A 25,183-nucleotide genomic window follows, 5' to 3' on the forward strand; every position below is an offset into this window, starting at 1 on the left:
CGATCGGGGGCGGCAATCAGGGCAACGGCCGGGGGAGTGACGGACCGTCGGCCGCCACGGCACCGTCGCCGGAGAAGATGACACCGGGGTCGGAGGGGGCCTGGTTGAGCACCCACAGGCCGATCAGGGTGGCCAGCGCGAAGACGACGGCGATCAGTACGGCGAGGACGAGCCGCCGACGGCGTTCGCGGCGCAGCCACTCCCCGCGCGCCGTGCGGTAGGCGTCGGGGTCCGGCAGCACCCCGCCGGCCAGGGCCCGGAGGGCGTCGCGCAGTTCCCGTTCGGTGCGGTCCGCGCCCGGCGGCCGGGGCTCGGCCCGCTCGCGGCCCGTGCGGCCGGGGCCGGTGTCGTTCATCGCCGGGCCTCCATCGCCTGGGTCAGCGCGGCGATCCCGCGCGAGGTGTGCGTCTTGACGGAACCGCGGGTGATGCCCATGGCGGCGGCTATCTCGCTCTCCTTCAGCCCGAGCCAGTGGCGCAGCACCAGTGCCTCGCGCTGCCGGGCGGGCAGCTGCTGGAGCGCGTCGATCAGCACCCGCTGGTCGTCGCGGAGCAGCGCGGTGTTCTCGGCCGAGGCCACGGTCTCGTCCGTGGGGCGCGCCGGGTGCTCCTCGTGCCGCCGGGCGACCTGGAGGTGCCGTATCCGCATCCGGGTCAGGTCGCAGACGGTGGAGCGCAGATGGGCCTCCGCCGCGGCCACGTCCTTCAGCCGCCGCCATCTGCGGTAGATCCGGTAGTACGCCTCGGCCACCACGTTCTCCGGGTCGTCCGCGCCGAGCAGCACGGCCAGCCGCAGCATCGAGGAGTAGTGCAGCGCGAACAGGCGGGCGACACCGGCCTCCCGCTCCAGGTCGGCCGGATTGGCGCCGGCGAGGGGTCCGGTCGGCGTCGCCCCCGGGGCCGGGGGCAGGGTGGCCCGGGGGTGCTGCTGTCTGCGTCTCACGGGGTGTCCGCTCCCGTCCGAGGGCCCCGCCTGACCATCAGGCGGGACGGCAGGTCGGTGGCGTCGGCGCCGCGCGGGACGCCGAGGCGGGCGAGGGCCGCGGTGCCGGCCACCGCGACGGTCAGGTTGAGCAGCAGGGCGGCGATCCCGGCGTAGATCTCCAGCGGCCCGGCGCCGGTGCCGAGCGGCACGATCGGCGAGAACCCCTCGCGCACCACCAGGTACGTCCCGGCGGCCATGCCGACGGCCCATCCCGCGAGCAGCGCGCGCGGGTGCAGCCGGCGCGTGTAGAGGCCGACCGCCACCGCCGGGAAGATCTGCAGGATCCACACCCCGCCGAGCAGCTGGAGGTTGATCGCGTCCTGGTCGCGCAGCCCGAACACGAAGGCCACCGCCCCGGCCTTGGCGGTCAGGGACACCGCCTTGGCCACCCGCACCTGCCGTTTCGGCGTGGCCGTCGGGTGCACGTACTCGACGTACACGTTCCGTACGAAGCCGGTCGCCGCGGCGATCGACATCACCGCCGCCGGGACCAGCGCGCCCACCACGATCGCCCCGAACACCAGCCCGGCCGGCGCGCCCGGCATCAGCCGGTCGACGAGCATCGGCACGGCGGCTTCGGCGCCGCCCTCGGGTGCCCGTACGCCCGCCGCCAGGGCCGCGATGCCGAGGAACCCGCAGAGCGCCAGCAGCGCCGTCCAGGCGGGCAGCCCCGCCGACACCTTGCGCAGGGTGCGCGTCCCGTCGGCGGCGAACCCGGCGGTCAGCACGTGCGGGTACATCAGCAGCGCCAGCGCCGAACCGAGCGCCAGGGTGGCGTAGGCGGGCTGCTGCTCGGGGGACAGCAGCAGCGGGGAGTGGGCGGCGTCCGTGCCGCCGAGCGCGCGCCCCGCCCCGTCGAAGACCGCGCCGGGCCCGCCGAACCGCCGCAGCACCAGCCAGCACACGGCGGTCAGCGACACGAACACCGCCACCGCCTTCAGCGCCGAGATCACCGCGGGCGCCCGCAGCCCGTGCCGGTAGGTCGCCACCGCCAGCCCCGCGAACACCGCCACCATCACCAGGTCCCCGGTCGCGCCGCGCGGATACAGCCCGCCCGCGGTGAGCACCGCGCGGACGCCGAGCAGCTGGAGCGCCAGGTACGGCATCGTCGCCAGGATCCCGGTCAGCGCGACCACCAGGGCCAGCGGAGCCGACCCGTACCGGCCGCGCACGAAGTCGGCGGCGGTGATGTATCCGTGCCGCCGGGCCACGCTCCACAACCGGCTGAGCAGCACGAACGCGAGCGGACAGACGATCACCGTGTACGGCACCGCGAAGAAGGCGGGCGCGCCGTTGCCGTACGCCAGACCCGGTACGGCGGTGAAGGTGTACGCCGTGTAGACCGTCCCGCCGAGCAGCAGCCAGGTCCAGCCCGGGCCCAGGGCGCGGTCGGCCAGCGCCCACCCCTCCAGCGAGGGCAGCCTCCCGTTCGGCCGGAGCCGGCGCGCGGTGACGGCGAGCAGCGACGCCCCGCCGATCACGGCGAGGAACGTCGCGGTCATGGCGCCGTCGGCCATGAATCACCGTCCTTGGTGTGCAGTGCCCTCGGAGAAGAGTCGCGCGGCACACCCCACCGGATGACAGACGACCGTCCGGAACGCCGCGGCACCACCTCCGACCGGTGCGCCACTCTCGCACAGACCACCGCGGACCGGGAGGGGAGCGCGGGTCACGGCACGCACCGGTCGCCCCCGGCCACGGTGCGTGGCCCGGGGCCCGCCTACACCCCGGCCGACTCCGGCTTCCCGGCACCGGCGGCCTCGCCGTGGGACTCCGCGCCGCCGGGCTCGGCGGCGTCGGTCGTCCGGGCCGCCGGCCGGGCCCGCTCCCGGGCCTCGCGGCGCACCAGCACGACCCAGCCCACCGGCACGGCCGCCGCGAACAGCCACCACTGGACGGCGTACGCGTAGTTCAGCGCGGCGTTCTCCTCGCCGGGGTTCCCCAGCCGCTGCGGGGTGCCGTCCTTCGGCTCGGGCGCCGTCTGCGCCACATAGCCGCCGAGCACCCGGGCGCCGAGGCGCTCGGCCTCCCGCTCGCTGTCGATCAGCATGATCTGCCGCTCGGGCAGGCCCTCGAGGTCCTTGATGCCGCTCGCGGCGGTCGTCTCGTCGGGCATCAGCCGGCCCTCGATGGTGATCTCGCCGCGCGGCGGTGCGGGGACCTCGGGGAACGCGCTCTGGCTCGGCCCGCCCGGGATCCAGCCCCGGTTGACCAGCAGGACCCTGCCGTCGTCGAGGACGAACGGGGTCAGGACGTGGAAGCCCACCTCGTCGTCGCCGTTGGTGCGGCGGCGGACGACGACCTCGTCATCGGTGTCGAAGTGGCCCTCGGCCGTCACGGTCCGGTACCGCTCGGCACGCGTCACGGCCTGTCCGGGGGCGGCCAGCCGCTCCACCGGCACCGGGTCGGCGGCCAGCGCCTCGGCGACCAGCCGGTTGCGGGCGGCGCGCTCGTCGTGGCGGTCCATCTGCCAGAAGCCCAGCCTGATCATCGTGGGGATGAGGAGCAGGGCGACCAGCGTGATGATCACCCATTGGCGGGACAACAGAAAGCGGTACACCCCACGACCGTACAACTCGGCCGCGGGGTGCATTGAGGCGGGTACGTCCCTTCACACCCGGTCGACGATCCCCGCCCTTCCCTCCGCGCGGGCGCAGTGGGCGCCGCAGTACCAGTGCCCCTCGGCCTCGACGCCCTGGCCGATGATCTGCACCCGGCAGTGCTCGCAGATCGGGGCCATGCGGTGGATCGCACAGGAGAAGCAGTCGAACACGTGCACGGCGCCCTGCGCGTGCACCTCGAAGGTCATGCCGTAGCTGTTGCCGCAGACTTCACATGTCGCCATGCGCCACAGGGTGTGCCGTCGGCCCCGCGCGGGGCGAGCGGGCGGCGGGCGAGTCGCCCGCCAATCACCCGTCCGTACGGTCCGCCGGCTCCACGTCCCCGAGCAGCTGGCCGAACGCGGCCTCGTCGACGACCGGTGTGCCGTACTGCCGGGCCTTGACCACCTTCGAGGTGCCGGAGTCGGGATCGTTGGTCACCAGGAGGCTGGTCAGCCGGGACAGGCTGGTGGCGACGTGCAGGCCCGCCTCGGTCGCGCGGTCCTCCAGCAGGTCCCGCTCGATGGAGGTGTCACCGGAGAACGCCACCCGCATGCCCTGCTTGAGCCGCTTGCCCGGTTCGTACCGGCCCGGGTTGGGGTGGGGGCAGGCGGGCCGCTTGCGGGAGGGCCGCCAGCTGTTCGGCCGGTAGCCGCCGGGGCCGCCCTGCTGGACGACGCGGGGCCGGTCCGACCACTCGGTCAGCGGCCGGCACTCGTGCAGCGGCAGCCGTACGCCGCCCGCCGCCGCGGCCCGCAGACTGGGCCGGAACGCCTCCGCCAGCACCCGCGCGTCGTCCAGCGCGTGGTGCGCCCGCCGCTGGACGACGCCGAAGTGGGCGGCGAGCGTCTCCAGCTTGTGGTTGGGCAGCGGCAGCGCCAGCTCCTTGGCGAGGGCGATGGTGCACAGCCGCTGCTTCACCGGCGCCTCGCTCCGCGCGCGGGCGTACTCCCGGGCGATCATCTGCCAGTCGAAGACGGCGTTGTGCGCGACGAGCACCCGGCCCTCCAGCCGGGCCGCGAACTCCGCGGCGATGTCCTGGAAGAGGGGCGCGCCCTCGAGGACCTCGCTCGTCAGACCGTGGATCCACACCGGGCCCGGGTCCCGCTCCGGATTGACCACCGTGTACCAGTGGTCCTCGACCTCGCCGCGCGCGTCCAGCCGGTAGACGGCCGCGGAGATGATGCGGTCGTCCCGGGCCAGCCCCGTGGTCTCCACGTCAACGACCGCGTAGCCCCGCGGATACGCGGCCGGCCACGCGGTGGGGGAGGACGCTGCGGTCGTGAGGTCATCGAGCATGGTTCACGAGGATACGGGCCGCCACCGACAGCCCTGTCCGTCAGGTGCCCTGTGCGAACCGGCCGTTCGACCGCCGGCGGTCCCCGCGACCCGGACACGCGGTCATGTCCCGCGCCCCCGGGGCCGGTTGGCGGCGGTGCCGGTCACCAGCGGATCGGCACCGGAAGGGCCGTCAGCAGCCCCGACACCGCGACCACCACGCCGAGCGCGTGGACCTCCGCCCGCGCGGGCGCGGCCGCCGTCGACGGGTCGGCGGCGCGGGCCAGCCGGATCCGGGCCCACAGGGCGAGGAGGGCGACACCGGCCATCAGGACCGCCTTGGCGAGCAGCACCCGCCCGTACGCGGTGTCCGTCAGCTGCTCCAGGACCGTCTCCGGCGGCATCCGGCGCAGCGAACTGCCCACGCCCGTCGCGGTGACGGCGACGAGCAGGACGAGCGCCACGCGCGCGAAGCGCCCCAGCAGCACGCCGCCCGCCTCCGTGGTCCGCCACAGCCGCAGCGTGCGCAGCACGTACAGCAGACCGCCCGCCCAGAGCGACGCGCAGACCAGGTGCACCAGGGTCAGCCCGGAGCCGAGCAGCGGGCTGTACTCGGTCGTGGGGTGCGCGCGCAGGGCCTCCGCTACGGCCACCGCGGCCAGCGGCCACACCTGGGTGCCCGGGCGGCCGGACGCGGCGCACAGGGCCGCCGCGAGGAAGGCGTTGACCTCTACCAGGGCGAGCTTGCCGTCCCGGGAGCCGTAGAGACCGCCGGCGTCGATGGCGGCGAGGCCGTCGGGCACCAGGTTCCCGGTGGCCACGACCGAGGCGAGCCCGAGGGCGGCCAGGAAACCGGCGGTGTTCGCCACGACGGACCAGCTCCGGGGCCGGGCCGGGGGAGCACCGGGCACCCCGCGGGCCAGCCGCCGCGCGAACAGCTCACCGACGGGTACGGCCAGCGCGGCGAACAGCACGGTGCGCAGCAGGGCTATGCCGCCGGAGCCGGGCGCGGCGGCCTCCCCGGTGCCGTGCAGCGCGGGCGACGGGCCGAACAGCGGTATCAGCGCGGCGAGCACCACCAGCAGGAGGACGGCGGCGGCCCGACGCCCGCCCCGGTCCGCCCCGGCCGCCCCCACCCTGGGTTTCATCGGACTCACCCCAGGATCTTCACAAGGCCGCCCGGAACCGGGCAAGTACGGGACGGGACGCGCACACCGCGCGACGGCGGCCGGACGGCGCGGAGGCCGGGCGCGAGCGCCCGGCCTCCGTCCTCACCGCTCCCGCGGGACTACCGCGTCACGGCGTCCAGCGCGTCGGCCATGCCCCAGCCGTAGAAGCCGTTGCGGTTCTTCGGGCCCTCGCACACCGCGTCGACCTTGCCGTCGCCGTCGATGTCGTACGGGTCCGTGCACGCGGTGGCGTCCGCCTCCGCGTACAGCAGCGCCTTCACCAGCGCGGGCGAGGCGTGCGGGTGCGTCGACTTGATGAGCGCGGCGACACCCGCGACGTGCGGGGACGCCATCGACGTGCCCGCCATGTAGCCCCACTTGCCGCCGGGCAGCGTGCCCAGGATCAGACCGCTGGTCGCGGGCGGCGCCGGCGTCTGGTAGGCCGTCGAGTCGCCGCCGGGCGCGGCGATGTCGATGACCCCGCGGCCGTAGTTGGAGAACGACGACTTCAGGCCCTTGGCACCGGTCGCCGCGACCGTCACGACACCCGGCAGCTGGGTCGGGATGTCGTGGCACTCGTCCGGGTCGATCACCCGGTCCGAGGGCGTGGAGTCGTTGGGCGAGACCGGGTCGGTGATCTCGTCGGCCGCGAAGTCGTAGTTCTCGTTGCCGGCCGCGGCCACGTTGACCGCGCCCTTGCGCTCCGCGTACTTCGACGCCCGGGTGACGGCCTCGACGAGCGCCTTCTGGTCCGGGTCGTTCTCGCAGTTGAAGTACCAGGGGTCGGTGTAGTAGCTGTTGTTGGTGACGTCGACCCCGTGCTCGGCCGCCCACATGAAGCCGCACACCACGGCCTCGGTGTAGAAGAAGCCGTCCGGGTTGGACACCTTGATGCCCGAGACCTTCACGCCGGGCGCGACACCGGTCATGCCGACACCGTTCTTGGCGGCGGCGATCTCACCCGCGACATGCGTGCCGTGCGGGCTCTCGGACGCGCCCGGCCGCCAGGCGCCGTCACTGGTGTCCGGCTTGCCCGACACGCAGTTGACCGACGCGGCCCGGTCGAAGTTGGGCGCGATGTCCGGGTGGGTGTCGTCGACACCGGTGTCGATGACGGCGACGGTCACCTTCGAGCTGCCCAGCGACTTCTCGTGCGCCTTGTCCGCCTTGATGGCGGGCAGGTCCCACTGCAGGCCCTGGAGCGGGTCCTGACCCTCCGCCGCCTCCGCCTCGGCGACCTCGCCCGCGCTCAGCACCTTCGGGGTGCCCATGTCGGTGGTGGCCGCGGACGGCAGCGGCGCGGTGCGGGTGGCACCGGCCGACTCCACCCCGCGCACCGCACGGACGGTCTTCGCGAAGTCCGGGTTCGACGAGTGGACGACGACGACGCCGATCCTGTCGTACGTCGTGACGATCGTGCCGCCGGCCTCGCCGATCGCCTTCTTCACGTGCGCGGGCGCGCCGTGCCCGCCCCGGACGTTGACCACGTAGCTCAGCGAGGTCGCGTCGGCGGTGGCCGCGGCCGGCTGCGCGGCCGGCGCGGCGGTGGCCGCGGTGTTCGGCAGGAACGCGAGCGCCGTCGCCATGGCCATCCCGGCCGGGATGACGAGCGCGCGGCGGTGGCGCGGGTGAGACGCTGTCATGGGGTCTCCAGTTCGTTCACGAATGCGGTTCTGCGGACGGGAAGCACGGGGACGGCGACGCTCACTCGACGGCGCGCAGCGCGTCGACGATGCCGTAACCGTAGAAGCCGTTGACCCGGTTTCCGCCCTCGCACGTCGCGTCCTGCACGCCGTCACCGTCCTGGTCGTAGGACTCCGGGCAGCCCGGGTTGTCCGCCTGCGCCTTCAGCAGCGCCTGCAGCTGGGCCGGGGTGGCCCACGGGTGCTTGGACTTCAGCAGCGCGGCGACACCGGCGGCGTGCGGCGAGGCCATCGAGGTGCCCTGGAGGAAGGCGTACGCGCCGTTCGGCATGGTGGACAGGATGCGCCCGTCCTTCGACGGCGTGTCCGGCAGCTGGTAGCGGCGGTCGCCGCCCGGCGCGGCGACGTCGACGACGCCCCGGCCGTACGTGGAGTAGTACGACTTCAGGTTCTGCACGCCCGTCGCGCTGACCGTGACCACGCCCGGCAGCTGGGTCGGCACGTCGAAGCACTCGTGCGGGTCGATGGTGCGCGTCACCGGCGTGGAGTCGTCGGGGCTGGAGTCGTCGACGATCGCGTCGGAGTCCAGGTCGTGGTTGGAGTTGCCGGCCGAGGCGAGGTGCAGCGTGCCCTTCTTCTGGGCGTACAGCTGGGCCCGGTTGACCGCGTCGACGATCGCCTTCTGGTCCGGGTCGTCCATGCAGTTGTAGAGCCACGGGTCGACGTAGTAGCTGTTGTTCGTGATCTCCACACCGTGGTCGGCGGCGAACACGAAGGCGCAGACGACGCTCTCCGGGTAGAACAGGCCGTTGTCCGGGTCGCTGACCTTGATGCCGGACACCTTCACGCCGGGCGCGACACCGGCGACGCCGATGCCGTTGCGGGCCGCGGCGATCTCACCGGCCACATGGGTGCCGTGGTAGTCGTCGGCGGTGTACGGCCGCCAGGCGCCCTCGCTGGTGTCCGCCTTGCCGCCGACGCAGTTGGCGGACTGGGCGGCGGAGAAGTTCGGGGCGAGGTCCGGGTGGGTGTCGTCCACACCGGTGTCGATGACGGCGACGGTCACCTTGCCACTGCCCGGGTTGATCTTCGCGGCCTCGTCGGCGCCGATCGCCCGCAGGTCCCACTGGTCGGCCTCGAGCGGCTCGCTGCCGGGGGTCTCGGCGGAGGCGGCCTCCGTACGGGCGGCCTCGGCGGCCGTCACGTAGTCGGCGGCGCCCTCGTCGGTCGTGCCGGCGGCGGTCAGCGGCGCGGTGCGGGTGGCACCGGCGGACTCGACACCGCGCGCCGTGCGTATCTCCTTGCCGAAGTCAGGGTTCGCCGAGTGGACGACGATCACGCCGATCCGGTCGTACGTGACCACGACGGTCCCGCCGGCCGCGGCGATCGCCCGCTTCACCGACGCGATCGTGCGGCGGTCCACCTCGGTGTTGACGACGTACGCCAAGGTGGGCGCGTCCGTCGCCCGCTCGGCCGCCGTCACCGCCTGAGGCGCCGCCGAGGCCGCCGCCGGCAGGAAGCCGAGCGAGGCGGTGAGGGACAGCACGACCGGTACGGCGAGGGCGAGGCGGCGTCTGGAACGCAGATGAGCCATGGGGTCTCCACATCATCCGGAAACGAAACCGGCCCGAACACAAGGTGGTGGTGCCCGGGCAGGTACATGACGGGGTGGTGCAGGGTGAAGCTATCCCGCGCTCTCGCTGGCCAGCAATGTTTTGCCGGGAACGTCTTCGGAAAACGCCTGGGGAAAAGAGACGGCGACAGTTGAACCGCTCCTCGCGTGGCGCCGTGCCCTTGGGCAGGAAGCGCGAGGACACTCGCCTTTCGTCCCCGTCCGACCTGACCGCAAGCGAGGAGTCCCCGTGGCCGCCGAAGCACCGCCCCCCTCGACAGAACAACACAAACTCCCCTCCCCCGAGGAGTTCAGCGAGGTGCAGGAGAGCGCTGAGTTCGGTGAACTGCGCCGCTCCTACCGCTCCTTCGCCTTCCCGCTGACCATCGCCTTCATCGCCTGGTACCTGCTGTACGTGCTGCTCTCCAACTACGCGGGCGGCTTCATGGGCGCCAAGCTGTTCGGGAACATCAACGTCGCCTTCGTCTTCGGCGTCCTGCAGTTCGTCACCACCTTCCTCATCGCCTGGTGGTACTCCCGGCACGCCGCCGCCAAGCTCGACCCCAAGGCCGAGGCCATCAAGACCCGTATGGAGGGCGGCGCATGAGCCCCGCGATCACCCATGTCCAGCTCGCCGCCAACGAGGCGAGCGAACACCGCCCGCTGATCATCACCCTGTTCGCGCTGTTCGTCCTGGCCACCCTCGGCATCACCGTCTGGGCCGGCCGGCAGACCAAGGACGCCGCGGACTTCTACGCGGGCGGCCGCCAGTTCAGCGCCTTCCAGAACGGACTCGCGGTCTCCGGCGACTACATGTCGGCCGCGTCCTTCCTCGGCATCGCCGGCGCCATCGCGCTCTTCGGCTACGACGGCTTCCTGTACTCCATCGGCTTCCTGGTCGCCTGGCTGGTCGCCCTGCTCCTGGTCGCCGAGCCGCTGCGCAACTCCGGCCGCTACACCATGGGTGACGTCCTTGCCTACCGCATGCGCCAGCGCCCGGTGCGCACCGCGGCCGGCACCTCCACCATCGTGGTGTCGATCTTCTACCTGCTGGCCCAGATGGCGGGCGCGGGCGTCCTCGTCTCGCTGCTGCTCGGCATCACCTCCGACGCCGGCAAGGTCCTCATCGTCGCCCTGGTCGGCATCCTGATGATCGTGTACGTCTCCATCGGCGGCATGAAGGGCACCACCTGGGTCCAGATGGTCAAGGCCGTGCTGCTCATCGGCGGCACCATCCTGATCACCTTCCTGGTGCTGCTGAAGTTCAACTTCAACATCTCCGACCTGCTGGGCAGCGCCGCCGAGAACAGCGGCAAGGGCGACGCCTTCCTCGAGCCCGGCCTCCAGTACGGCGCCGACGGCACCACCAAGCTGGACTTCATCTCCCTCGGCATCGCCCTGGTGCTGGGCACCGCCGGACTGCCGCACATCCTGATCCGCTTCTACACGGTGCCCAACGCCAAGGCCGCCCGTAAGTCCGTGAACTGGGCCATCGGCATCATCGGCGGCTTCTACCTGATGACCATCGCCCTCGGCTTCGGCGCCGCCGCGCTGATTTCCCAGGACGAGATCATCGCCTCCAACCCGTCCGGCAACACGGCCGCCCCGCTGCTCGCGCTGCACCTCGGCGGCGTCGACTCGGCCTGGGGCGCGATCCTGCTGGCCACCATCTCGGCGGTCGCCTTCGCCACGATCCTCGCCGTGGTCGCCGGACTCACCCTCGCCTCGTCGTCCTCCTTCGCCCACGACATCTACGCCAACGTCATCCGCAAGGGGCAGGCCACCGAGAAGGAGGAGATGCGGGCGGCCCGCTGGGCGACCGTCGCCATCGGCGTCGTCTCCATCGCGCTCGGCGCCCTCGCCCGCGACCTGAACGTGGCCGGCCTGGTCGCGCTGGCCTTCGCGGTCGCCGCCTCCGCCAACCTGCCGACCATCCTCTACAGCCTGTTCTGGAAGCGGTTCACCACCCAGGGCGCCCTGTGGTCGATCTACGGCGGTCTGATCGTCGCCGTCGGCCTGGTGCTGTTCTCGCCCGTGGTCTCCGGCGACCCCAAGGCGATGTTCCCGGACGTCGACTTCGCCTGGTTCCCGCTGAAGAACCCCGGCATCATCTCCATCCCGTTCGGCTTCCTGATGGGCTGGCTCGGCACCGTCCTGTCCAAGGAGGAGCCCGACGCCAAGAAGTACGCGGAGCTGGAGGTCCGGTCCCTCACCGGCACCGGCGCCCACTGATCCGCACCCCGCGCGGCCGCGCCGTGGGGACCGCCTGCAGGTCCCCACGACGCGGCCGTTCGCCATCTCGTCGTATCGGGCCGCTGTGGGTTGTCGGTGGCGTCACGTAGGCTCGCAGATGTCTCGCAGGCGTGCGGACGCCGAGTGATCCGCTGCCCTGCACAGCGGCGGACACCGGGTGGTCCGCGTCGAGGGAGGGGGCCCACGTGCTCATCGACACCTACGGCCGAGTGGCCACCGACCTGAGGGTCTCGCTGACCGACCGGTGCAATCTGCGCTGCACCTACTGCATGCCCGAGGAGGGCCTGCAGTGGCTGGCCAAGCCCGACCTGCTCACCGACGACGAGATCGTCCGCCTCGTGGACATCGCCGTCACCTCCCTCGGCATCGAGGAGGTCCGCTTCACCGGCGGTGAGCCCCTGCTCCGCCCCGGCCTGGTCGGCATCGTCGAGCGCGTCGCCGCCCTGGAACCCCGCCCGCAGATGTCCCTCACCACCAACGGCATCGGGCTCAGGCGCATCGCGCCCGCCCTGAAGGCGGCGGGCCTGGACCGGGTCAACGTCTCGCTGGACACCCTCCGTCCGGACGTCTTCAAGACCCTCACCCGCCGCGACCGCCACAGGGACGTCATCGACGGCCTGTACGCGGCCCGCGAGGCCGGACTGACCCCGGTCAAGGTCAACTCGGTCCTGATGCCGGGGCTCAACGACGACGAGGCCCCCGACCTCCTCGCCTGGGCCGTGGAACACGACTACGAACTGCGCTTCATCGAGCAGATGCCCCTGGACGCCCAGCACGGCTGGAAGCGCGAGGGCATGATCACCGCCGGTGACATCCTCACCTCCCTGCGCACCCGCTTCGAGCTCACCCCCGAGGGCGACCAGGCGCGCGGCTCCGCACCGGCGGAGCGCTGGCTGGTCGACGGCGGCCCGCACCGGGTCGGCGTCATCGCCTCCGTCACCCGCCCCTTCTGCTCCGCCTGCGACCGCACCCGCCTCACCGCCGACGGCCAGGTCCGCACCTGTCTGTTCGCCACCGAGGAGACCGACCTGCGCGCGGCCCTGCGCTCGGGCGCCCCCGACGAGGAGATCGCCCGCATCTGGAAGCTGGCCATGTGGGGCAAGAAGGCGGGCGCGGGCCTGGACGACCCGGCCTTCGTCCAGCCCGACCGCCCGATGTCGGCCATCGGCGGCTAGGGGCCCCAGCGGCTAGGGGCCCTCCGGCGGTTCCCGGGTTCAGTTCTCGGGGGACTCCCACTCGGAGAACGGCACGACGTCTTTCAGGAACCCCCGGACGCCGAGGAACTGCGAAAGGTGTTCCCGGTGTTCCTCGCAGGCGAGCCACGTCTTGCGCCGCTCGGGGGTGTGCAGTTTCGGGTTGTTCCACGCCAGCACCCAGGCGGCGGCGCTGCGGCAGCCCTTGGCGGAACAGATCGGCGTCTGGGGTTCGGGGTCCATCACATCGCCGACCCTAACCCGATCGGCGCAGGTGGGACGCCTGGGAAAAGGCGACGCCGAGCAGCCACGGGGGGAGCTGCCCGGCGTCGGTCCGTCGCTCCGACGGGGGATGCGGAGCGCGTACGAAGTATGTCACGGGTCCCCCCGCCCCCGGCACCGGAACAACATGATTGATCTGAGGATTTCTTCGACTTGGCGAGGAAAAGCCTTCCGCTTGGCGGCGTTTACCCTCACACCCCGATCTTCACGACCGTTCCGGTCGTTCCGTTCGTGCGTCCGGAGCGGGCTGTGACGCCATATCTTCCGTATCGGATTCCGCGGAGCCGTCATTCGTCCGCGGCGGCGCGATCATCGGCCTCATCGGCGTCGTGACGAAGGTCGACGGCAGTGACGGCGCGTTCTCACGCCCCGCATTGGCGATCACCACCGCGATGTACGGCAGGACCGCTCCGAGGACCAGCGCCACGATCGCGACATGCCGCTCCACGTTCCACAGCGTCGCCGCGAGGATGACCGAGATCGTACGAAGGAGCATCGAGATCACGTACCGGCGCTGCCGTCCGCGCACATCCTCCTGGAGGCCGGTCCGGGCGCCGGTGATCCGGAACACCTGGACGTTGCCGCCGCCATGCTGCTTCCGCATCACATTCCACCATCCGCCCGTCTCGGACCCTTCCGCCCTGACCGTCCCGCGACCCACCGGGGTCACGGGGTCCGGACATGTCCACGTTACGCCCGGCCCGCGCGGGTCACGAGACCGGGTCGGCCCCGGCCCCGGGGCGCCCGGCCTGCGCCGTCGCACGTACGGCACGCCCGACATGCGGCGTACGGCGTCTCGGCCGACACTGGCCGTAATGCTCGCGTCAAGCCGTACGAGGAGGCAGTCATGGGCTGGTTGTGGGCGATCATCGTGGGATTCGTGCTCGGACTGATCGCCAAGGCGGTGATCCCGGGCAAGCAGCACATCCCGCTGTGGCTGGCCACCATCTGCGGCATGATCGGCGCCGTCGCGGGCAACGCCCTCGCGCGCGGCTTCGGCATCGAGGAGACGCGGGGCATCGACTGGGGCCGGCACATCTTCCAGCTGGCCGCGGCGATCGTCATCGTCCTGCTCGCGGAGATGCTGTATACCGCGATGAAGCGCAGGAAGCACCAGCGGCAGCGGGCCTGACCCGTCGCCGTACGGTGACGCGGGGGCGGTCCCGGCATCCGCCGGAAACCGCCCCCCAACGCCTGCGAATCGTCCGCTCAGCCGGCCGTGAGCTCCACGGCCGCCAGGTTCTTCTTGCCCCGGCGCAGCACCAGCCAGCGCCCGTGCAGCAGGTCCTCCTCGGCGGGCACGGCGTCCTCGGCGGTGACCTTGACGTTGTTCACGTAGGCGCCGCCCTCCTTCACCGTGCGCCGCGCGGCCGACTTGCTCGCGACCAGCCCGACCTCGGCGAACAGGTCCACCACCGGAGCGAGCCCGGTCACCCGCACGTGCGGCACCTCGGAGAGCGCCGCCGCCAGTGTCCTGTCGTCCAACTCCGCCAGCTCGCCCTGACCGAAGAGGGCCTTGGACGCGGCGATCACCGCGGCCGTCTGGTCGGCGCCGTGCACCAGCGTCGTCAGCTCCTCGGCCAGCGCGCGCTGCGCGGCCCGGGCCTGCGGACGCTCCTCGGTCTGCCGCTCCAGCTCCTCCAGCTCCGCGGGGGAGCGGAAGGAAAGGATCCGCATGTAGCCCGAGATGTCCCGGTCATCCGTGTTCAGCCAGAACTGGTAGAACGCGTACGGCGTCGTCATCTCCGGGTCGAGCCAGACGGCGCCGCCCTCGGTCTTGCCGAACTTGGTGCCGTCCGCCTTGGTCATCAGCGGCGTGGCGTACGCGTGGGCGACGGCGTCCGGCTCCAGCCGGTGCAGCAGGTCCAGGCCCGCCGTGAGGTTGCCCCACTGGTCGCTGCCGCCCTGCTGCAGCGTGCAGCCGTAGCGCCGGTACAGCTGGAGGAAGTCCATCGCCTGGAGCAGCTGGTAGCTGAACTCCGTGTAGCTGATGCCCTCCGAGGACTCCAGACGCCGGGCGACGGAGTCCTTGGTCAGCATCTTGTTGACGCGGAAGTGCTTGCCGATGTCCCGCAGGAACTCGATCGCGGAGAGGTTCTGCGTCCAGTCGAGGTTGTTGACCATCGTGGCCGCGTTCTCGCCCTCGAAGGACAGGAACGGCTCGATCTGGCCGCGCAGCCGCTCGACCCAGCCCGCGACGACCTCCGGCGGGTTCAGCGTGCGCTCGGCGGTCGGACGGGGGTCGCCGATCTGGCCCGTGGCGCCGCCGACCAGCGCCAGCGGCCGGTGCCCGGCCTGCTGGAGCCGGCGCAGCGTGAGCACCTGCACCAGGTGCCCCACGTGCAGGGACGGCGCGGTCGGGTCGAAACCGCAATAGAACGTGACGGGACCGTCCGCGAGCGCCTTGCGCAAAGCGTCCTCGTCAGTGGACTGGGCGAACAGCCCGCGCCACTTCAGCTCGTCGACGATGTCCGTCACGGTTCTCGTGTCTCCTCGATGATCTTCGGCCGGTCGGACGACGGCCGACCGGGGAACGCCTACGAGGTTATACGCCCTGGCTGACAGAGCTCATATTGAAATCGGGGATGCGCAGGGCGGGCATCGCGGCCCGGGTGAACCAGTCGCCCCACTCCCTGGGCAGCGTCTTCTCCGTACGCCCCGCCTCCGCCGCCCGCCCCAGCAGGTCCACCGGCGACTCGTTGAACCGGAAGTTGTTCACCTCGCCGGTGACCTCGCCGTTCTCCACGAGATACACGCCGTCCCGGGTCAGCCCCGTGAGCAGCAGCGTCGCCGGGTCGACCTCGCGGATGTACCACAGGCAGGTCAGCAGCAGCCCGCGCTCCGTGGCCGCGACCATCTCCTCCAGCGAGCGGTCCTCGCCGCCGTCCAGGATCAGGTTGTCGACGGCGGGCGCCACCGGCAGCCCCGTCAGGCCCGCGCTGTGCCTGCTGGTCGTCAGCCGGTTCAGCTCGCCCTCGCGCACCCAGTCCGTGGCCGTCAGCGGCAGCCCGTTGTCGAACACCGACTGGTCACCGCCGGAGGAGTGCGCGATCACGAACGGCGCCGACTGGAGACCGGGCGCGTGCGGGTCGCTGCGCAGGGTCAGCGGCAGTTCGCTCAGCTTTTCCCCGACCCGGGTGCCGCCGCCCGGCGTGGAGAACACCGTGCGGCCCTCGGCCGCGTCCCGCCCCGACGCCGACCACATCTGGTAGATCAGCAGGTCCGCCACGGCGGTCGGCGGCAGCAGCGTCTCGTACCGGCCCGCCGGCAGCTCCAGCCGCCGCTCGGCCCAGCCCAGCCGTACGGCCAGCTCCGCGTCGAGCGCCGCCGGGTCGACGTCCTCGAAGTCCCGCGTGGAGCGCCCCGCCCACGCCGACCGCGTCCGGTCCGGCGACTTGGCGTTCAGCTCCAGCGTGCCGTTCGGCTGGTCGTGCCGCAGCCGCAGCCCCGCCGAGGTGCCCAGGTAGGTGGAGACCATCTCGTGGTTGGCGAAGCCGTACAGCTCCCGGCCGCCGGCCCGCGCGCGGGCGAACGCCTCGCCGAGCGCCGGCGCGAAGCCGGCGAACACGCCGGAGGAGGTCTCGGCGGGCGCCTCGGTGAACGCGGGCGAGTGCGCCACACCCGTCACCAGCGGCTGGGCGTCCTCGGCCGGACCGGCGCCCCGCGCGGCGGCCTCGGCGGCCCGCACCAGCGGCTCCAGGTCGTCGGCGGTCACCGCGGACCGGGACACCACACCGGAGGCGGTGCCCTGCGCGCCGTCCACCGTGGCGACCACGGTGAGCGTGCGCCCGCGCGTGACGCCGTTGGTGGTGAGGGCGTTGCCCGCCCAGCGCAGATTGGCGGTCGAGTGCTCGTCGGCGATCACGACACAGCCGTCGGCCCGGGACAGTTCGAGAGCGCGCTCGACGATCTCGTACGGCTTGCTGGTACGCGCGCTCATCGTCCGGCCTCCTGCGTGGTGTTGAGGATGTTGACTCCCTTGAAGAGGGCGGACGGGCAGCCGTGCGAGACCGCCGCGACCTGCCCCGGCTGGGCCTTGCCGCAGTTGAAGGCACCACCCAGGACATAAGTCTGCGGACCGCCGACCGCCGCCATGGAACCCCAGAAATCGGTGGTCGTGGCCTGGTAGGCGACGTCCCGCAGCTGCCCCGCGAGCCGCCCGTTCTCGATCCGGTAGAACCGCTGCCCGGTGAACTGGAAGTTGTACCGCTGCATGTCGATCGACCACGACCGGTCACCGACCACGTAGATGCCCCGGTCCACGCCCCCGATCAGATCCTCCGTCGACATCCCCGCCGGGTCCGGCCGCAGCGACACGTTCGCCATGCGCTGCACCGGGACATGACCGGGGGAGTCCGCGTAGGCGCACCCGTTGGACCGCTCGAACCCGGTCAGCTTCGCGATCCGCCGGTCCAGCTGGTAGCCGACCAGGGTGCCGTCCTTCACCAGGTCCCAGGACTGCGCCTCCACGCCCTCGTCGTCGTAACCGACCGTGGCGAGCCCGTGCTCGGCGGTGCGGTCGCCGGTGACGTTCATCAGCTCGGAGCCGTACCGCAGCTTGTTGAGCAGATCGAAGGTGGCGAACGAGGTGCCGGCGTAGGCCGCCTCGTAGCCGAGCGCGCGGTCCAGCTCGGTGGCGTGCCCGATGGACTCGTGGATGGTCAGCCACAGGTTGGACGGGTCGACGACCAGGTCGTACAGCCCCGCCTCCACGCTCGGCGCGCGCATCTTCTCGGCGAGCAGCTCCGGGATCCGCCCCAGCTCGTCGTCCCAGTCCCAGCCGGTGCCCCGCAGGTACTCCCAGCCCCGGCCCACCGGCGGCGCGAGGGTGCGCATGGAGTCGAACTCGCCGCTGGACCCGTCCACGGACACGGCCGTGAACACCGGGTGCAGCCGCACCCGCTGCTGCGTGGTCGCCGTCCCCGCCGTGTCGGCGTAGAACTTGTTCTCGTGCACGGTGAGCAGCGAGGCGTCGACGTGGTCCACCCCGTTCGCCGCGAGCAGCCGCGCGCTCCAGTCGGCGAGCAGCCCGGCCTTCTCCTCGTCGGGCACGGCGAACGGATCGATCTCGTACGACGACACCCAGGTCCGGTCGGCGTGCACCGGCTCGTCGGCCAGCTCCACCCTCTCGTCCGACCCGGCCGCCCGGATCACCTGCGCGGACAGCTGCGCCATCGCCACCGCCTGCGAGGCGACCTTGGCGGCGGCGTCGAGGGTCAGGTCCACCCCGGACGCGAACCCCCACGTCCCGCCGTGCACCACGCGCACCGCGTACCCGAGGTCGGTGGTGTCCGACGACCCGGCGGGCCGGGCGTCCCGGAACCGCCAGGAGGCGCTGCGCACCCGCTCCAGGCGGAAGTCGGCGTGCTCCGCCCCGAGCGCCCGCGCCCGGGCGAGGGCCGCGTCGGCGAGGGCGCGCAGGGGCAACGCCAGAAACGACTGATCGACTTCATGGGGCACGGTTGGAGAGATCCCTTCGGGCGCTTGCCTGTGGTGACCGTCGGAGGCAGTGAACCACGTCCCGCTCCCCGGGCTCTTGCCCCACCGCCCTGCCCTCGCCGGTGGTTTCCCGTCCTCGCTCCCCGGCCTTTCCGGGGGTGCCCGAGGCGGCGGGTCGGCCGTCCGCGGACACCGACGGCGGGAGAGGCCCGCTCCTGCTGGAACCCGTCACCGACCGCTGGGGCGCGAACGGGCGGACGTGACCGGGCAAGACCGTGCGGACCGAGTGCGCGGCCCGCGTCCCTTTCAGCCGTAGTTGACGATCATCTTCCGCAACGGTGGTCGGACGCGAGATACCCCGGCGGCGGTCGCGGCCGGCGGCTTGCTGCGGCGGCCGCCGCCCCCGACGGCTCACCGCCCGCCCCCGCTCCCCGCTGGGCGCCCGACCGGCGCAACGCCCGCTACGCGCACGCCTTCGCCCTGGCGGAACTCGTTCCGCGCGGTGCCTCGTACGAACTCGGCGACGGCCGGGAGATCGCCGTGGACGGGATGCTGGTCACCTCCAGGGGCGGGCCACGGAGCCGCTCGCCACCAGCACGCTCGGCTTCGTGGAGACCGTACGGACCCTGGACCTCATGGGGCACTTCCCGAAGGCCATGGAGGACCTGGACGCCCGGATCACCGAGATCCTCCTCACCCGCGAGGTGCGCGATGCGGCAGCCCCGCTGGTCGGGCGCCTGAGGACGTCGGACGCGATCCACGTGGCCAGCGCCCTGTCCCTGAGGGACGACCTGACCGCCCTGGTGACCTACGACCGAAGGATGCTCGAGACCGCTCGCGGCGAAGGACTGTCCGCCCATGCACCGGGTATGGCGGACTGACCGGGGCCGCGAACTGTAGGAACCCGACAGGAGGCCACGTGCGCCACTGTCGGTGCCCCAATGTTCCGCGGCGGATGCGGACCGATAGGTTTTCGGTGAAGCCGCCTGTCATCCAGGTGTCCGGGCGGGTGAACCAGACCGCTATCGAAAGGGTGATCCGTTGAGCCGCTCGGTTCTCGTCACCGGAGGCAACCGGGGCATCGGCCTCGCCATCGCCCGCGCATTCGCCGACGCCGGCGACAAGGTCGCCGTCACGTACCGCTCGGGGGAGCCGCCGGCCGGCTTCCTGGCCGTCAAGTGCGACATCACCGACCCCGAGCAGGTGGAGCAGGCCTACAAGGAGATCGAGGAGACGCACGGTCCCGTCGAGGTGCTCGTGGCCAACGCCGGAGTCACCAAGGACCAGCTCCTCATGCGCATGTCCGAGGAGGACTTCACCTCGGTCGTCGACACCAACCTCACCGGCACCTTCCGGGTCGTCAAGCGCGCCAACCGCGCCATGCTGCGCGCCAAGAAGGGCCGTGTCGTCCTGATCTCCTCGGTCGTCGGCCTGCTCGGCTCCGCGGGGCAGGCGAACTACGCCGCCTCCAAGGCCGGCCTGGTCGGTTTCGCGCGCTCCCTCGCCCGTGAGCTGGGCTCGCGCAACATCACCTTCAACGTCGTCGCGCCCGGCTTCGTCGACACCGACATGACCAAGGTGCTCACCGACGAGCAGCGGTCGTCGATCGTGTCGCAGGTGCCGCTCGGCCGGTACGCGAAGCCGGAGGAGATCGCCGCGGCGGTGCGGTTCCTCGCCTCGGACGAGGCCTCGTACATCACTGGAGCCGTCATCCCCGTTGACGGCGGACTGGGAATGGGTCACTGAAACACCATGAGCGGAATTCTCGAGGGCAAGCGCGTCCTGATCACCGGTGTGCTGATGGAGTCCTCCATCGCCTTCCACACCGCCAAGCTGGCCCAGGAGCAGGGCGCTGAGATCATCCTGACCGCGTTCCCGCGGCCCACCCTGACCGAGCGCATCGCCCGGAAGCTGCCCAAGCCCGCCAAGGTCATCGAGCTCGACGTCACCAACGACGAGCACCTGGGCCGTCTGGCCGACGTGGTCGGCGAGGAGCTCGGCGGCCTCGACGGCGTCGTGCACTCCATCGGCTTCGCGCCGCAGGACGCGCTCGGCGGCAACTTCCTCAACACGCCGTTCGAGTCGGTGGCCACGGCCATGCACGTCTCGGCGTTCTCCCTGAAGTCGCTGACCATGGCCTGCCTGCCGCTGATGCAGAACGGCGGCTCGGTCGTCGGCCTCACCTTCGACGCGCAGTACGCCTGGCCGCAGTACGACTGGATGGGCCCGGCCAAGGCCGCCCTGGAGGCCACCAGCCGCTACATGGCGCGTGACCTGGGCAAGCAGAACATCCGCTGCAACCTGATCTCCGCGGGCCCCATCGGCTCCATGGCCGCCAAGTCCATCCCGGGCTTCGGCGAGCTGGCGTCCGTGTGGGACAGCCGCGCGCCCCTGGAGTGGGACCTGAAGGACCCGGAGCCGGCCGGCCGCGGTGTCGTCGCCCTGCTGAGCGACTGGTTCCCGAAGACCACGGGCGAGATCATCCACGTCGACGGCGGTCTGCACGCCATCGGCGCCTGAGCGAGCGCCCCGCGAGGGCCCGCGTCCCGGACGGGGCGCGGGCCCTCCGCCGTGTCACCCGATCGGAGCAGCCGCGCGGGCGCGGGCGCGGACCGGCAGGCACCGTGGAGTACGCGTCACCGCGTGTTCCCCCTCACCGCCACGGCCGAGGAGGTCCCCTTGTGCGCCTGTCCCGCCTGGCCTCAGCGACCGCGACCGTCGTCCTCGTGCTGGCCCTGCCGTACGAGGCGATGGCGCACGCCCGCGTGCACCCCGGCGCGGCGGACGCCGGCGACCCGTCCGGCGCCACCTGCTGGATCCGTGTCGACGGCTCCGGGGTGACGGCGTACTGCCACAACCCCTATCCGGACATCGACCGGGTCAGCCTGCACGTCGAGTGCGTCCACTGGTGGGACCTGGACAGCGACGGCTCCCCGGTGGACGCCGGACCGGCCCAGACGGTACGGCTGACCGGACGCTGCTGGAGCGACATCGGCTCGGCGTGGGTCAGTCACCGGCGGACGGACTGAGCCGCCCAGGCCGGCAGACGAACGGATAGGCGGCGGCCTCCTCGGCCGCCGTCGCCGCGTCCCCCGCGCGGATCGCGTCCACCAGCCGCCCGTGGTCCATGTGCGTCTCCGGCGTCAGCTCCCGGCCCACGTCCTCGCGCAGCCAGTCCCGCAGCACCTCGCTCAGGTCCGCGTACATCGCGGTCATCACGTCGTTGTGCGAGGCGGCCACGACGGCCAGGTGGAACGTCGCGTCCGCCGCCACGAACGCCTCCGCCTCACCCGACTCCCACGCCTCCTCCCGGCGCAGCAACAGGGTGTCGAGCTGCTTGAGGTCCCGCTCCGTGCGCCGCTCGGCGGCCAGCCGGGCCGCGGCCGACTCCAGGGTCGAGCGCAGCTCCGCGATGTGCCGAGGGTCGGCATCGGCGAAACGGCGGTGCATCACCCCCGCCAGCTCGCTCGTCGCCACCACGTACGTGCCCGAGCCCTGCCGGATGTCCAGCAGCCCGTTGTGCGCCAGCGCGCGGACGGCCTCACGGACCGTGTTCCGGGCCACCCCCAGCTGTTCGACCAGCTCCGGCTCGGTGGGGATGCGGGCGCCGACCGGCCACTCGCCCGAGGTGATCTGGGCCCGCAGGGCGGCGATGACCTGCTCGGACAGCGCCGAACGACGGGGATGGCTCAGAGGCATGACACACCTTCGCACGACAGGGGCGCCGCACGGCGGCCTCCGCATGGACAACCAATCATCCCATGATTCTATGATGGGCCTCATGGCTAGCGAGGAAACCCGGACACTCCCGTCCACGACCGTACGCACACCGGCCGCGTCGCCCGGTACCCGGACGGCCCCCGGGGGCGGCGCCCCGCGCGCGTGGCGCACGCGGCTGCTCGTCGTCGCCATCGTGCTGGCCGCACTGAACCTCCGCCCCGCCATCACCAGCCTGGGCGCGCTGCTCGAAGAGGTCCGCGACGGGCTCGGCATGAGCGGCAGCGTGGCCGGACTGCTCACCTCCGTCCCCCCGCTGTGCTTCGCCGTCTTCGGCGTCACCGCCCCCCGCCTGGCCCGCCGCTTCGGGACCGGCGCGGTGGTGTGCGCCGGCATGGCCGCCATCGGCACCGGCCTGCTGATCCGCCCGTACGCCGGGGGCACCGCGGCCTTCCTGGCCGCCACCGCCCTCGCGCTGATGGGCATCGCCGTCAGCAACGTCCTGATGCCGGTGATCGTCAAGCGCTGGTTCCCCGACCGGGTCGGGTCCATGACCGGCCTGTACTCCATGGCCCTCGCCCTGGGCACCGCCACGGCGGCGGCGGTCACCGTGCCGCTGACCGGCACGCTGGGCGGGAACTGGCAGTCCGGCCTCGCGGTGTGGGCGGCCCTGGCCGCCGCCGCCGTACTGCCGTGGCTCGCCTTCGTACGGGACCGGGACGAGGCGCCGGCCGAACGCGCGCCCGCGCCGGGACACACGGAGCCCGCGCAGGACGGGCGGGCCCCCGCCGGGGCGCCCGCGCTGCGCATCACCCGCAGCCGCACCGCCTGGGCGCTGGCCGTCTTCTTCGGGCTCCAGGCCACCGCCGCCTACATCACCATGGGCTGGATGCCCCAGATCTTCCGGGACGCGGGCGTCCCCGCGGGCACGGCCGGGCTGCTCCTGGCGGTCACCATGGTGATGGGCGTACCGCTGGCCTTCGTCATACCGCGCCTCGCCACGCGGCTGCCCCAGCAGGGGCCGATCGTGCTCGCGCTGGGCGTGAGCGGCCTCGTCGGGTACGCCGGCCTCTACCTCGCGCCGGCCGCGGGTGCCTGGCTCTGGGCGCTGCTGCTGGGCGTCGCCAACTGCGCCTTCCCGCTGGCGCTCACCATGGTCGGGATGCGGGCCAGGAGCAGCGCGGGCGTGGCCCAGCTGTCGGCCTTCGCGCAGAGCACCGGCTATCTGATCTCCATTCCCGGACCGCTCCTGGTGGGCGTGCTCTACCAGCACAGCGGCGGCTGGGGGCTGCCGATCGCGCTGATGGCCGGGCTGCTGGTCCCGCAGACGATCGTGGGCGTCCTGGCGGGCCGCGACCGCACGGTGGAGGACGAGGCGACGGCGGGCTGAGCGGCCCCCGCGCGACGGGACGCGGCCCGCGCCGCCCGGTCACCCCGGGGTCCGCCGCGGGCGAGGAGGGTGCGAAACTTGCGGTATGCCAGTCCTCGACCCGAACCCGCAGAACGGCCAGAAGAAGATGCTGCTCGTCTTCGGCGCGTTCTTCGCCATCTTCATCGTCATCGGCGTGGTCGCGACCGTCCTCGCGCCCTGACGGCACCCGCTCCCGGCGCCCGTGGTGGTGCTGGCACCCCCATCCCCTAGGGGGTTGGGCTCAGGGTCAAGTGGGTGGATCACCGGATGGGTTGAGGCGCCGACGGTCCGTACCTTCGAGATGTGGCCCCGACAGGCGGGCCACGGAGCACGCGAAGAGCGGAGGCCCCATGTCGGCGCACACGCACACCCGGCCCCACCCGGCCCCCCGGGGCGGCGTCGACACCCGGCTGCCGTGGTGGGCGCTGGCCCTGCCCACACTGGCCTTCCTCGCTCTGCTCACCCTGGTCCTGAACCCGTCCGACGCGCACGCGACGGCCGGGGAGCCCGCGATCACCCACCTGGTGGAGCGCGCCCAGGAGCTCATAGCCCGCTGAACACCCTTGGAGGGGGCCGGTCAACTCCCTGCGCCCCATGGCCTGTTTCATGCGAAGCTGGGTCACATGAGCGTCGCAGAACCCCGCAGGATTGTCCTTTTCCGGCATGCGAAAGCCGACTGGCCCCCGGTGTCCGACCATGAGCGCCCACTCGCCGAGCGGGGCCGCATGGACGCGGCGGTCGCCGGACGGAAGCTCGCCGACACCGGCGTCGCCTTCGACCTGGCGCTGTGCTCCACCGCGGTCCGGACCCGCGAGACCTGGAAGCTCGCCGTCCAGGAGTTCCCGCAGCGGCCGAAGACCGTCTACGAGGAGCGGATCTACGAGGCCTCGCCCGGCGAGCTGATCGCCCTGCTCAACGAGACCCCCGACGACGCGCAGAACGTCCTGCTGGTCGGCCACAACCCGGGCATCCAGGGACTCGCCGACATCCTGGCCGGTGCGGCCGAGGGAGACGCCCGCGAGCGCATGAGCCGCCGCGGCTACCCGGCCGCCGCCTTCGCCGTCCTGTCCTTCACCGGATCCTGGAAGTCCCTCGAGCCCGGTGCGGGCACGCTCGTCGACTACTGGGCCCCGACCGAGTGACACCCACCGCACCACCCGGGTGACCCACCCGGCAGGCCAGGGGCCCGGCATCCGACCCGCGTCGATGCCGGGCCCCCACATGGCCGCACGGCCGCACTGCGGCGGGGATGGCGGGGACGGCAGCGGGGGCCGCGCCACGGACGGATGGCGGCAGAGCTGTCTACGGCCGGAAGGGCGGCCGGGGGACGGGCCACGGTCGGGACGGCCGCCGGGTCCGTGTGACGGTGGGGAGGGCGGTAGGCGCCGTACTCGGCCGGGGCGGCGCCGGGGGACCCGTGCCACGGTCGGGGTGGAGGCCGCGAGGCCCCGGGCGCGGTCGGGATGCCGGCAGGGGCCGTACTGCGGGTCGCGGCGGGCGGCAGGTCGCGTGCCGGTGTGGACGGCTACAGGGGGCAGCGTGCCGGTTCGGGCGGCCGGCGGGGTCCACGTGCCGGTTCGGACGGCCACGGGCCCGCGTGCC

The 25,183-nt window shown here is 72.6% G+C and carries 27 protein-coding genes; 12 read left to right on the top strand and 15 right to left on the bottom strand.

Annotation, left to right across the window (positions count from 1 at the left end; genetic code table 11):
• Positions 1-16: 16 nt before the first annotated feature.
• The 9 genes from FHX78_RS27380 to FHX78_RS27420 form a co-directional block, all read right to left on the bottom strand.
• On the bottom strand, positions 17-355 hold the full coding sequence (locus FHX78_RS27380) for a hypothetical protein (RefSeq protein WP_189908682.1): 339 nt from the start codon (positions 353-355) through the stop codon (positions 17-19).
• Entirely contained in the window at positions 352-942 is a 591-nt protein-coding gene (locus FHX78_RS27385) for an RNA polymerase sigma factor (RefSeq protein ID WP_373313080.1), read from the bottom strand. Before FHX78_RS27385 ends, FHX78_RS27380 begins: the two co-directional genes overlap by 4 nt.
• Positions 939-2,501 (bottom strand): sodium:solute symporter family protein, encoded by a 1,563-nt coding sequence (locus FHX78_RS27390; RefSeq protein ID WP_145870069.1) that lies wholly within the window; start codon positions 2,499-2,501, stop codon positions 939-941. The genes FHX78_RS27385 and FHX78_RS27390 overlap by 4 nt, the downstream gene beginning before the upstream one ends.
• Before the next feature lie 203 nt (positions 2,502-2,704).
• The gene (locus tag FHX78_RS27395) at positions 2,705-3,544 is read right to left on the bottom strand and encodes an SURF1 family cytochrome oxidase biogenesis protein (protein ID WP_189908683.1); all 840 of its coding nucleotides are present in this window, start codon (positions 3,542-3,544) and stop codon (positions 2,705-2,707) included.
• A gap of 51 nt (positions 3,545-3,595) precedes the next feature.
• Positions 3,596-3,829, bottom strand: a complete 234-nt coding sequence (locus tag FHX78_RS27400; RefSeq protein WP_145870071.1) for a hypothetical protein — start codon at positions 3,827-3,829, stop codon at positions 3,596-3,598.
• 64 nt (positions 3,830-3,893) lie between these two features.
• Positions 3,894-4,883 (bottom strand): DEDDh family exonuclease, encoded by a 990-nt coding sequence (locus tag FHX78_RS27405; protein ID WP_145870072.1) that lies wholly within the window; start codon positions 4,881-4,883, stop codon positions 3,894-3,896.
• A 143-nt stretch (positions 4,884-5,026) separates the two neighbouring features.
• Positions 5,027-6,010 carry a CopD family protein gene (locus FHX78_RS27410; RefSeq protein ID WP_145870073.1) on the bottom strand — a complete coding sequence of 328 codons (984 nt, stop codon included), beginning with the start codon at positions 6,008-6,010 and terminating at the stop codon, positions 5,027-5,029.
• Between the two features lie 140 nt (positions 6,011-6,150).
• Positions 6,151-7,674: a S8 family peptidase gene (locus FHX78_RS27415; RefSeq protein ID WP_145870074.1), complete on the bottom strand. Its 1,524-nt coding sequence runs from the start codon at positions 7,672-7,674 to the stop codon at positions 6,151-6,153.
• Between the two features lie 61 nt (positions 7,675-7,735).
• Entirely contained in the window at positions 7,736-9,268 is a 1,533-nt protein-coding gene (locus FHX78_RS27420) for a S8 family serine peptidase (RefSeq protein WP_145870075.1), read from the bottom strand.
• 268 nt (positions 9,269-9,536) lie between these two features.
• Between FHX78_RS27420 and FHX78_RS27425 the strand changes: the two genes are divergently transcribed.
• From FHX78_RS27425 to moaA, 3 genes are all read left to right on the top strand, one after another.
• On the top strand, positions 9,537-9,893 hold the full coding sequence (locus FHX78_RS27425) for a DUF485 domain-containing protein (protein ID WP_145870076.1): 357 nt from the start codon (positions 9,537-9,539) through the stop codon (positions 9,891-9,893).
• Positions 9,890-11,518 (top strand): solute symporter family protein, encoded by a 1,629-nt coding sequence (locus FHX78_RS27430; protein ID WP_145870077.1) that lies wholly within the window; start codon positions 9,890-9,892, stop codon positions 11,516-11,518. The genes FHX78_RS27425 and FHX78_RS27430 overlap by 4 nt, the downstream gene beginning before the upstream one ends.
• Before the next feature lie 206 nt (positions 11,519-11,724).
• A complete protein-coding gene (moaA, locus tag FHX78_RS27435; protein ID WP_229924076.1) occupies positions 11,725-12,714 on the top strand; it encodes a GTP 3',8-cyclase MoaA in 990 nt (329 codons plus the stop codon).
• A gap of 39 nt (positions 12,715-12,753) precedes the next feature.
• Here the strand turns inward: moaA and FHX78_RS27440 are convergent, their stop codons facing one another.
• Both FHX78_RS27440 and FHX78_RS27445 read right to left on the bottom strand, forming a co-directional pair.
• A complete protein-coding gene (locus tag FHX78_RS27440; RefSeq protein ID WP_145870078.1) occupies positions 12,754-12,975 on the bottom strand; it encodes a hypothetical protein in 222 nt (73 codons plus the stop codon).
• Positions 12,976-13,219: 244 nt separating this feature from the next.
• A complete protein-coding gene (locus FHX78_RS27445) occupies positions 13,220-13,618 on the bottom strand; it encodes a DUF3099 domain-containing protein (protein ID WP_167531997.1) in 399 nt (132 codons plus the stop codon).
• 243 nt (positions 13,619-13,861) lie between these two features.
• Between FHX78_RS27445 and FHX78_RS27450 the strand changes: the two genes are divergently transcribed.
• Positions 13,862-14,146, top strand: a complete 285-nt coding sequence (locus FHX78_RS27450) for a GlsB/YeaQ/YmgE family stress response membrane protein (protein ID WP_145870080.1) — start codon at positions 13,862-13,864, stop codon at positions 14,144-14,146.
• A gap of 77 nt (positions 14,147-14,223) precedes the next feature.
• Here FHX78_RS27450 and tyrS read toward each other — a convergent pair whose 3' ends face one another.
• The 3 genes from tyrS to FHX78_RS27465 all read right to left on the bottom strand — a co-directional run bounded on the left by tyrS (position 14,224) and on the right by FHX78_RS27465 (position 18,474).
• Entirely contained in the window at positions 14,224-15,492 is a 1,269-nt protein-coding gene (tyrS, locus tag FHX78_RS27455; protein WP_145870081.1) for a tyrosine--tRNA ligase, read from the bottom strand.
• Between the two features lie 67 nt (positions 15,493-15,559).
• Complete coding sequence (locus FHX78_RS27460) at positions 15,560-16,954, bottom strand: metallopeptidase TldD-related protein (RefSeq protein ID WP_145870082.1); 1,395 nt, start codon at positions 16,952-16,954, stop codon at positions 15,560-15,562.
• Positions 16,951-18,474, bottom strand: a complete 1,524-nt coding sequence (locus FHX78_RS27465) for a TldD/PmbA family protein (protein ID WP_145870083.1) — start codon at positions 18,472-18,474, stop codon at positions 16,951-16,953. The genes FHX78_RS27460 and FHX78_RS27465 overlap by 4 nt, the downstream gene beginning before the upstream one ends.
• Positions 18,475-19,061: 587 nt before the next feature.
• Here FHX78_RS27465 and FHX78_RS27470 point away from each other — a divergent pair.
• The 4 genes from FHX78_RS27470 (at position 19,062) to FHX78_RS27485 (ending at position 21,482) form a co-directional block, all read left to right on the top strand.
• The gene (locus FHX78_RS27470) at positions 19,062-19,334 is read left to right on the top strand and encodes a PIN domain-containing protein (RefSeq protein ID WP_229924077.1); all 273 of its coding nucleotides are present in this window, start codon (positions 19,062-19,064) and stop codon (positions 19,332-19,334) included.
• Between the two features lie 160 nt (positions 19,335-19,494).
• Positions 19,495-20,199: a 3-oxoacyl-[acyl-carrier-protein] reductase gene (gene fabG, locus FHX78_RS27475; RefSeq protein WP_145870084.1), complete on the top strand. Its 705-nt coding sequence runs from the start codon at positions 19,495-19,497 to the stop codon at positions 20,197-20,199.
• Between the two features lie 6 nt (positions 20,200-20,205).
• Positions 20,206-20,973, top strand: coding sequence for an enoyl-ACP reductase FabI (gene fabI, locus FHX78_RS27480; RefSeq protein WP_145870085.1), 768 nt, complete (start codon positions 20,206-20,208; stop codon positions 20,971-20,973).
• 161 nt (positions 20,974-21,134) lie between these two features.
• Entirely contained in the window at positions 21,135-21,482 is a 348-nt protein-coding gene (locus FHX78_RS27485; protein WP_145870086.1) for a hypothetical protein, read from the top strand.
• Here FHX78_RS27485 and FHX78_RS27490 read toward each other — a convergent pair.
• Positions 21,460-22,152, bottom strand: coding sequence for a FadR/GntR family transcriptional regulator (locus tag FHX78_RS27490; RefSeq protein ID WP_145870087.1), 693 nt, complete (start codon positions 22,150-22,152; stop codon positions 21,460-21,462). The genes FHX78_RS27485 and FHX78_RS27490 overlap by 23 nt on opposite strands.
• A 70-nt stretch (positions 22,153-22,222) precedes the next feature.
• On the opposite strand from FHX78_RS27490, the gene FHX78_RS27495 reads away from it, so the two are divergent.
• The 4 genes from FHX78_RS27495 to FHX78_RS27510 all read left to right on the top strand — a co-directional run bounded on the left by FHX78_RS27495 (position 22,223) and on the right by FHX78_RS27510 (position 24,723).
• Positions 22,223-23,560, top strand: a complete 1,338-nt coding sequence (locus FHX78_RS27495; protein ID WP_145870088.1) for a CynX/NimT family MFS transporter — start codon at positions 22,223-22,225, stop codon at positions 23,558-23,560.
• Between the two features lie 85 nt (positions 23,561-23,645).
• The gene (locus FHX78_RS37970; RefSeq protein WP_125507614.1) at positions 23,646-23,762 is read left to right on the top strand and encodes an SGM_5486 family transporter-associated protein; all 117 of its coding nucleotides are present in this window, start codon (positions 23,646-23,648) and stop codon (positions 23,760-23,762) included.
• 169 nt (positions 23,763-23,931) lie between these two features.
• Positions 23,932-24,138: a hypothetical protein gene (locus tag FHX78_RS27505; protein ID WP_145870089.1), complete on the top strand. Its 207-nt coding sequence runs from the start codon at positions 23,932-23,934 to the stop codon at positions 24,136-24,138.
• A gap of 66 nt (positions 24,139-24,204) precedes the next feature.
• On the top strand, positions 24,205-24,723 hold the full coding sequence (locus FHX78_RS27510) for a SixA phosphatase family protein (RefSeq protein WP_145870090.1): 519 nt from the start codon (positions 24,205-24,207) through the stop codon (positions 24,721-24,723).
• The last annotated feature ends 460 nt before the right edge of the window (positions 24,724-25,183 follow it).

The organism is Streptomyces capillispiralis (assembly GCF_007829875.1).
GTDB classification, from domain to species: domain Bacteria; phylum Actinomycetota; class Actinomycetes; order Streptomycetales; family Streptomycetaceae; genus Streptomyces; species Streptomyces capillispiralis.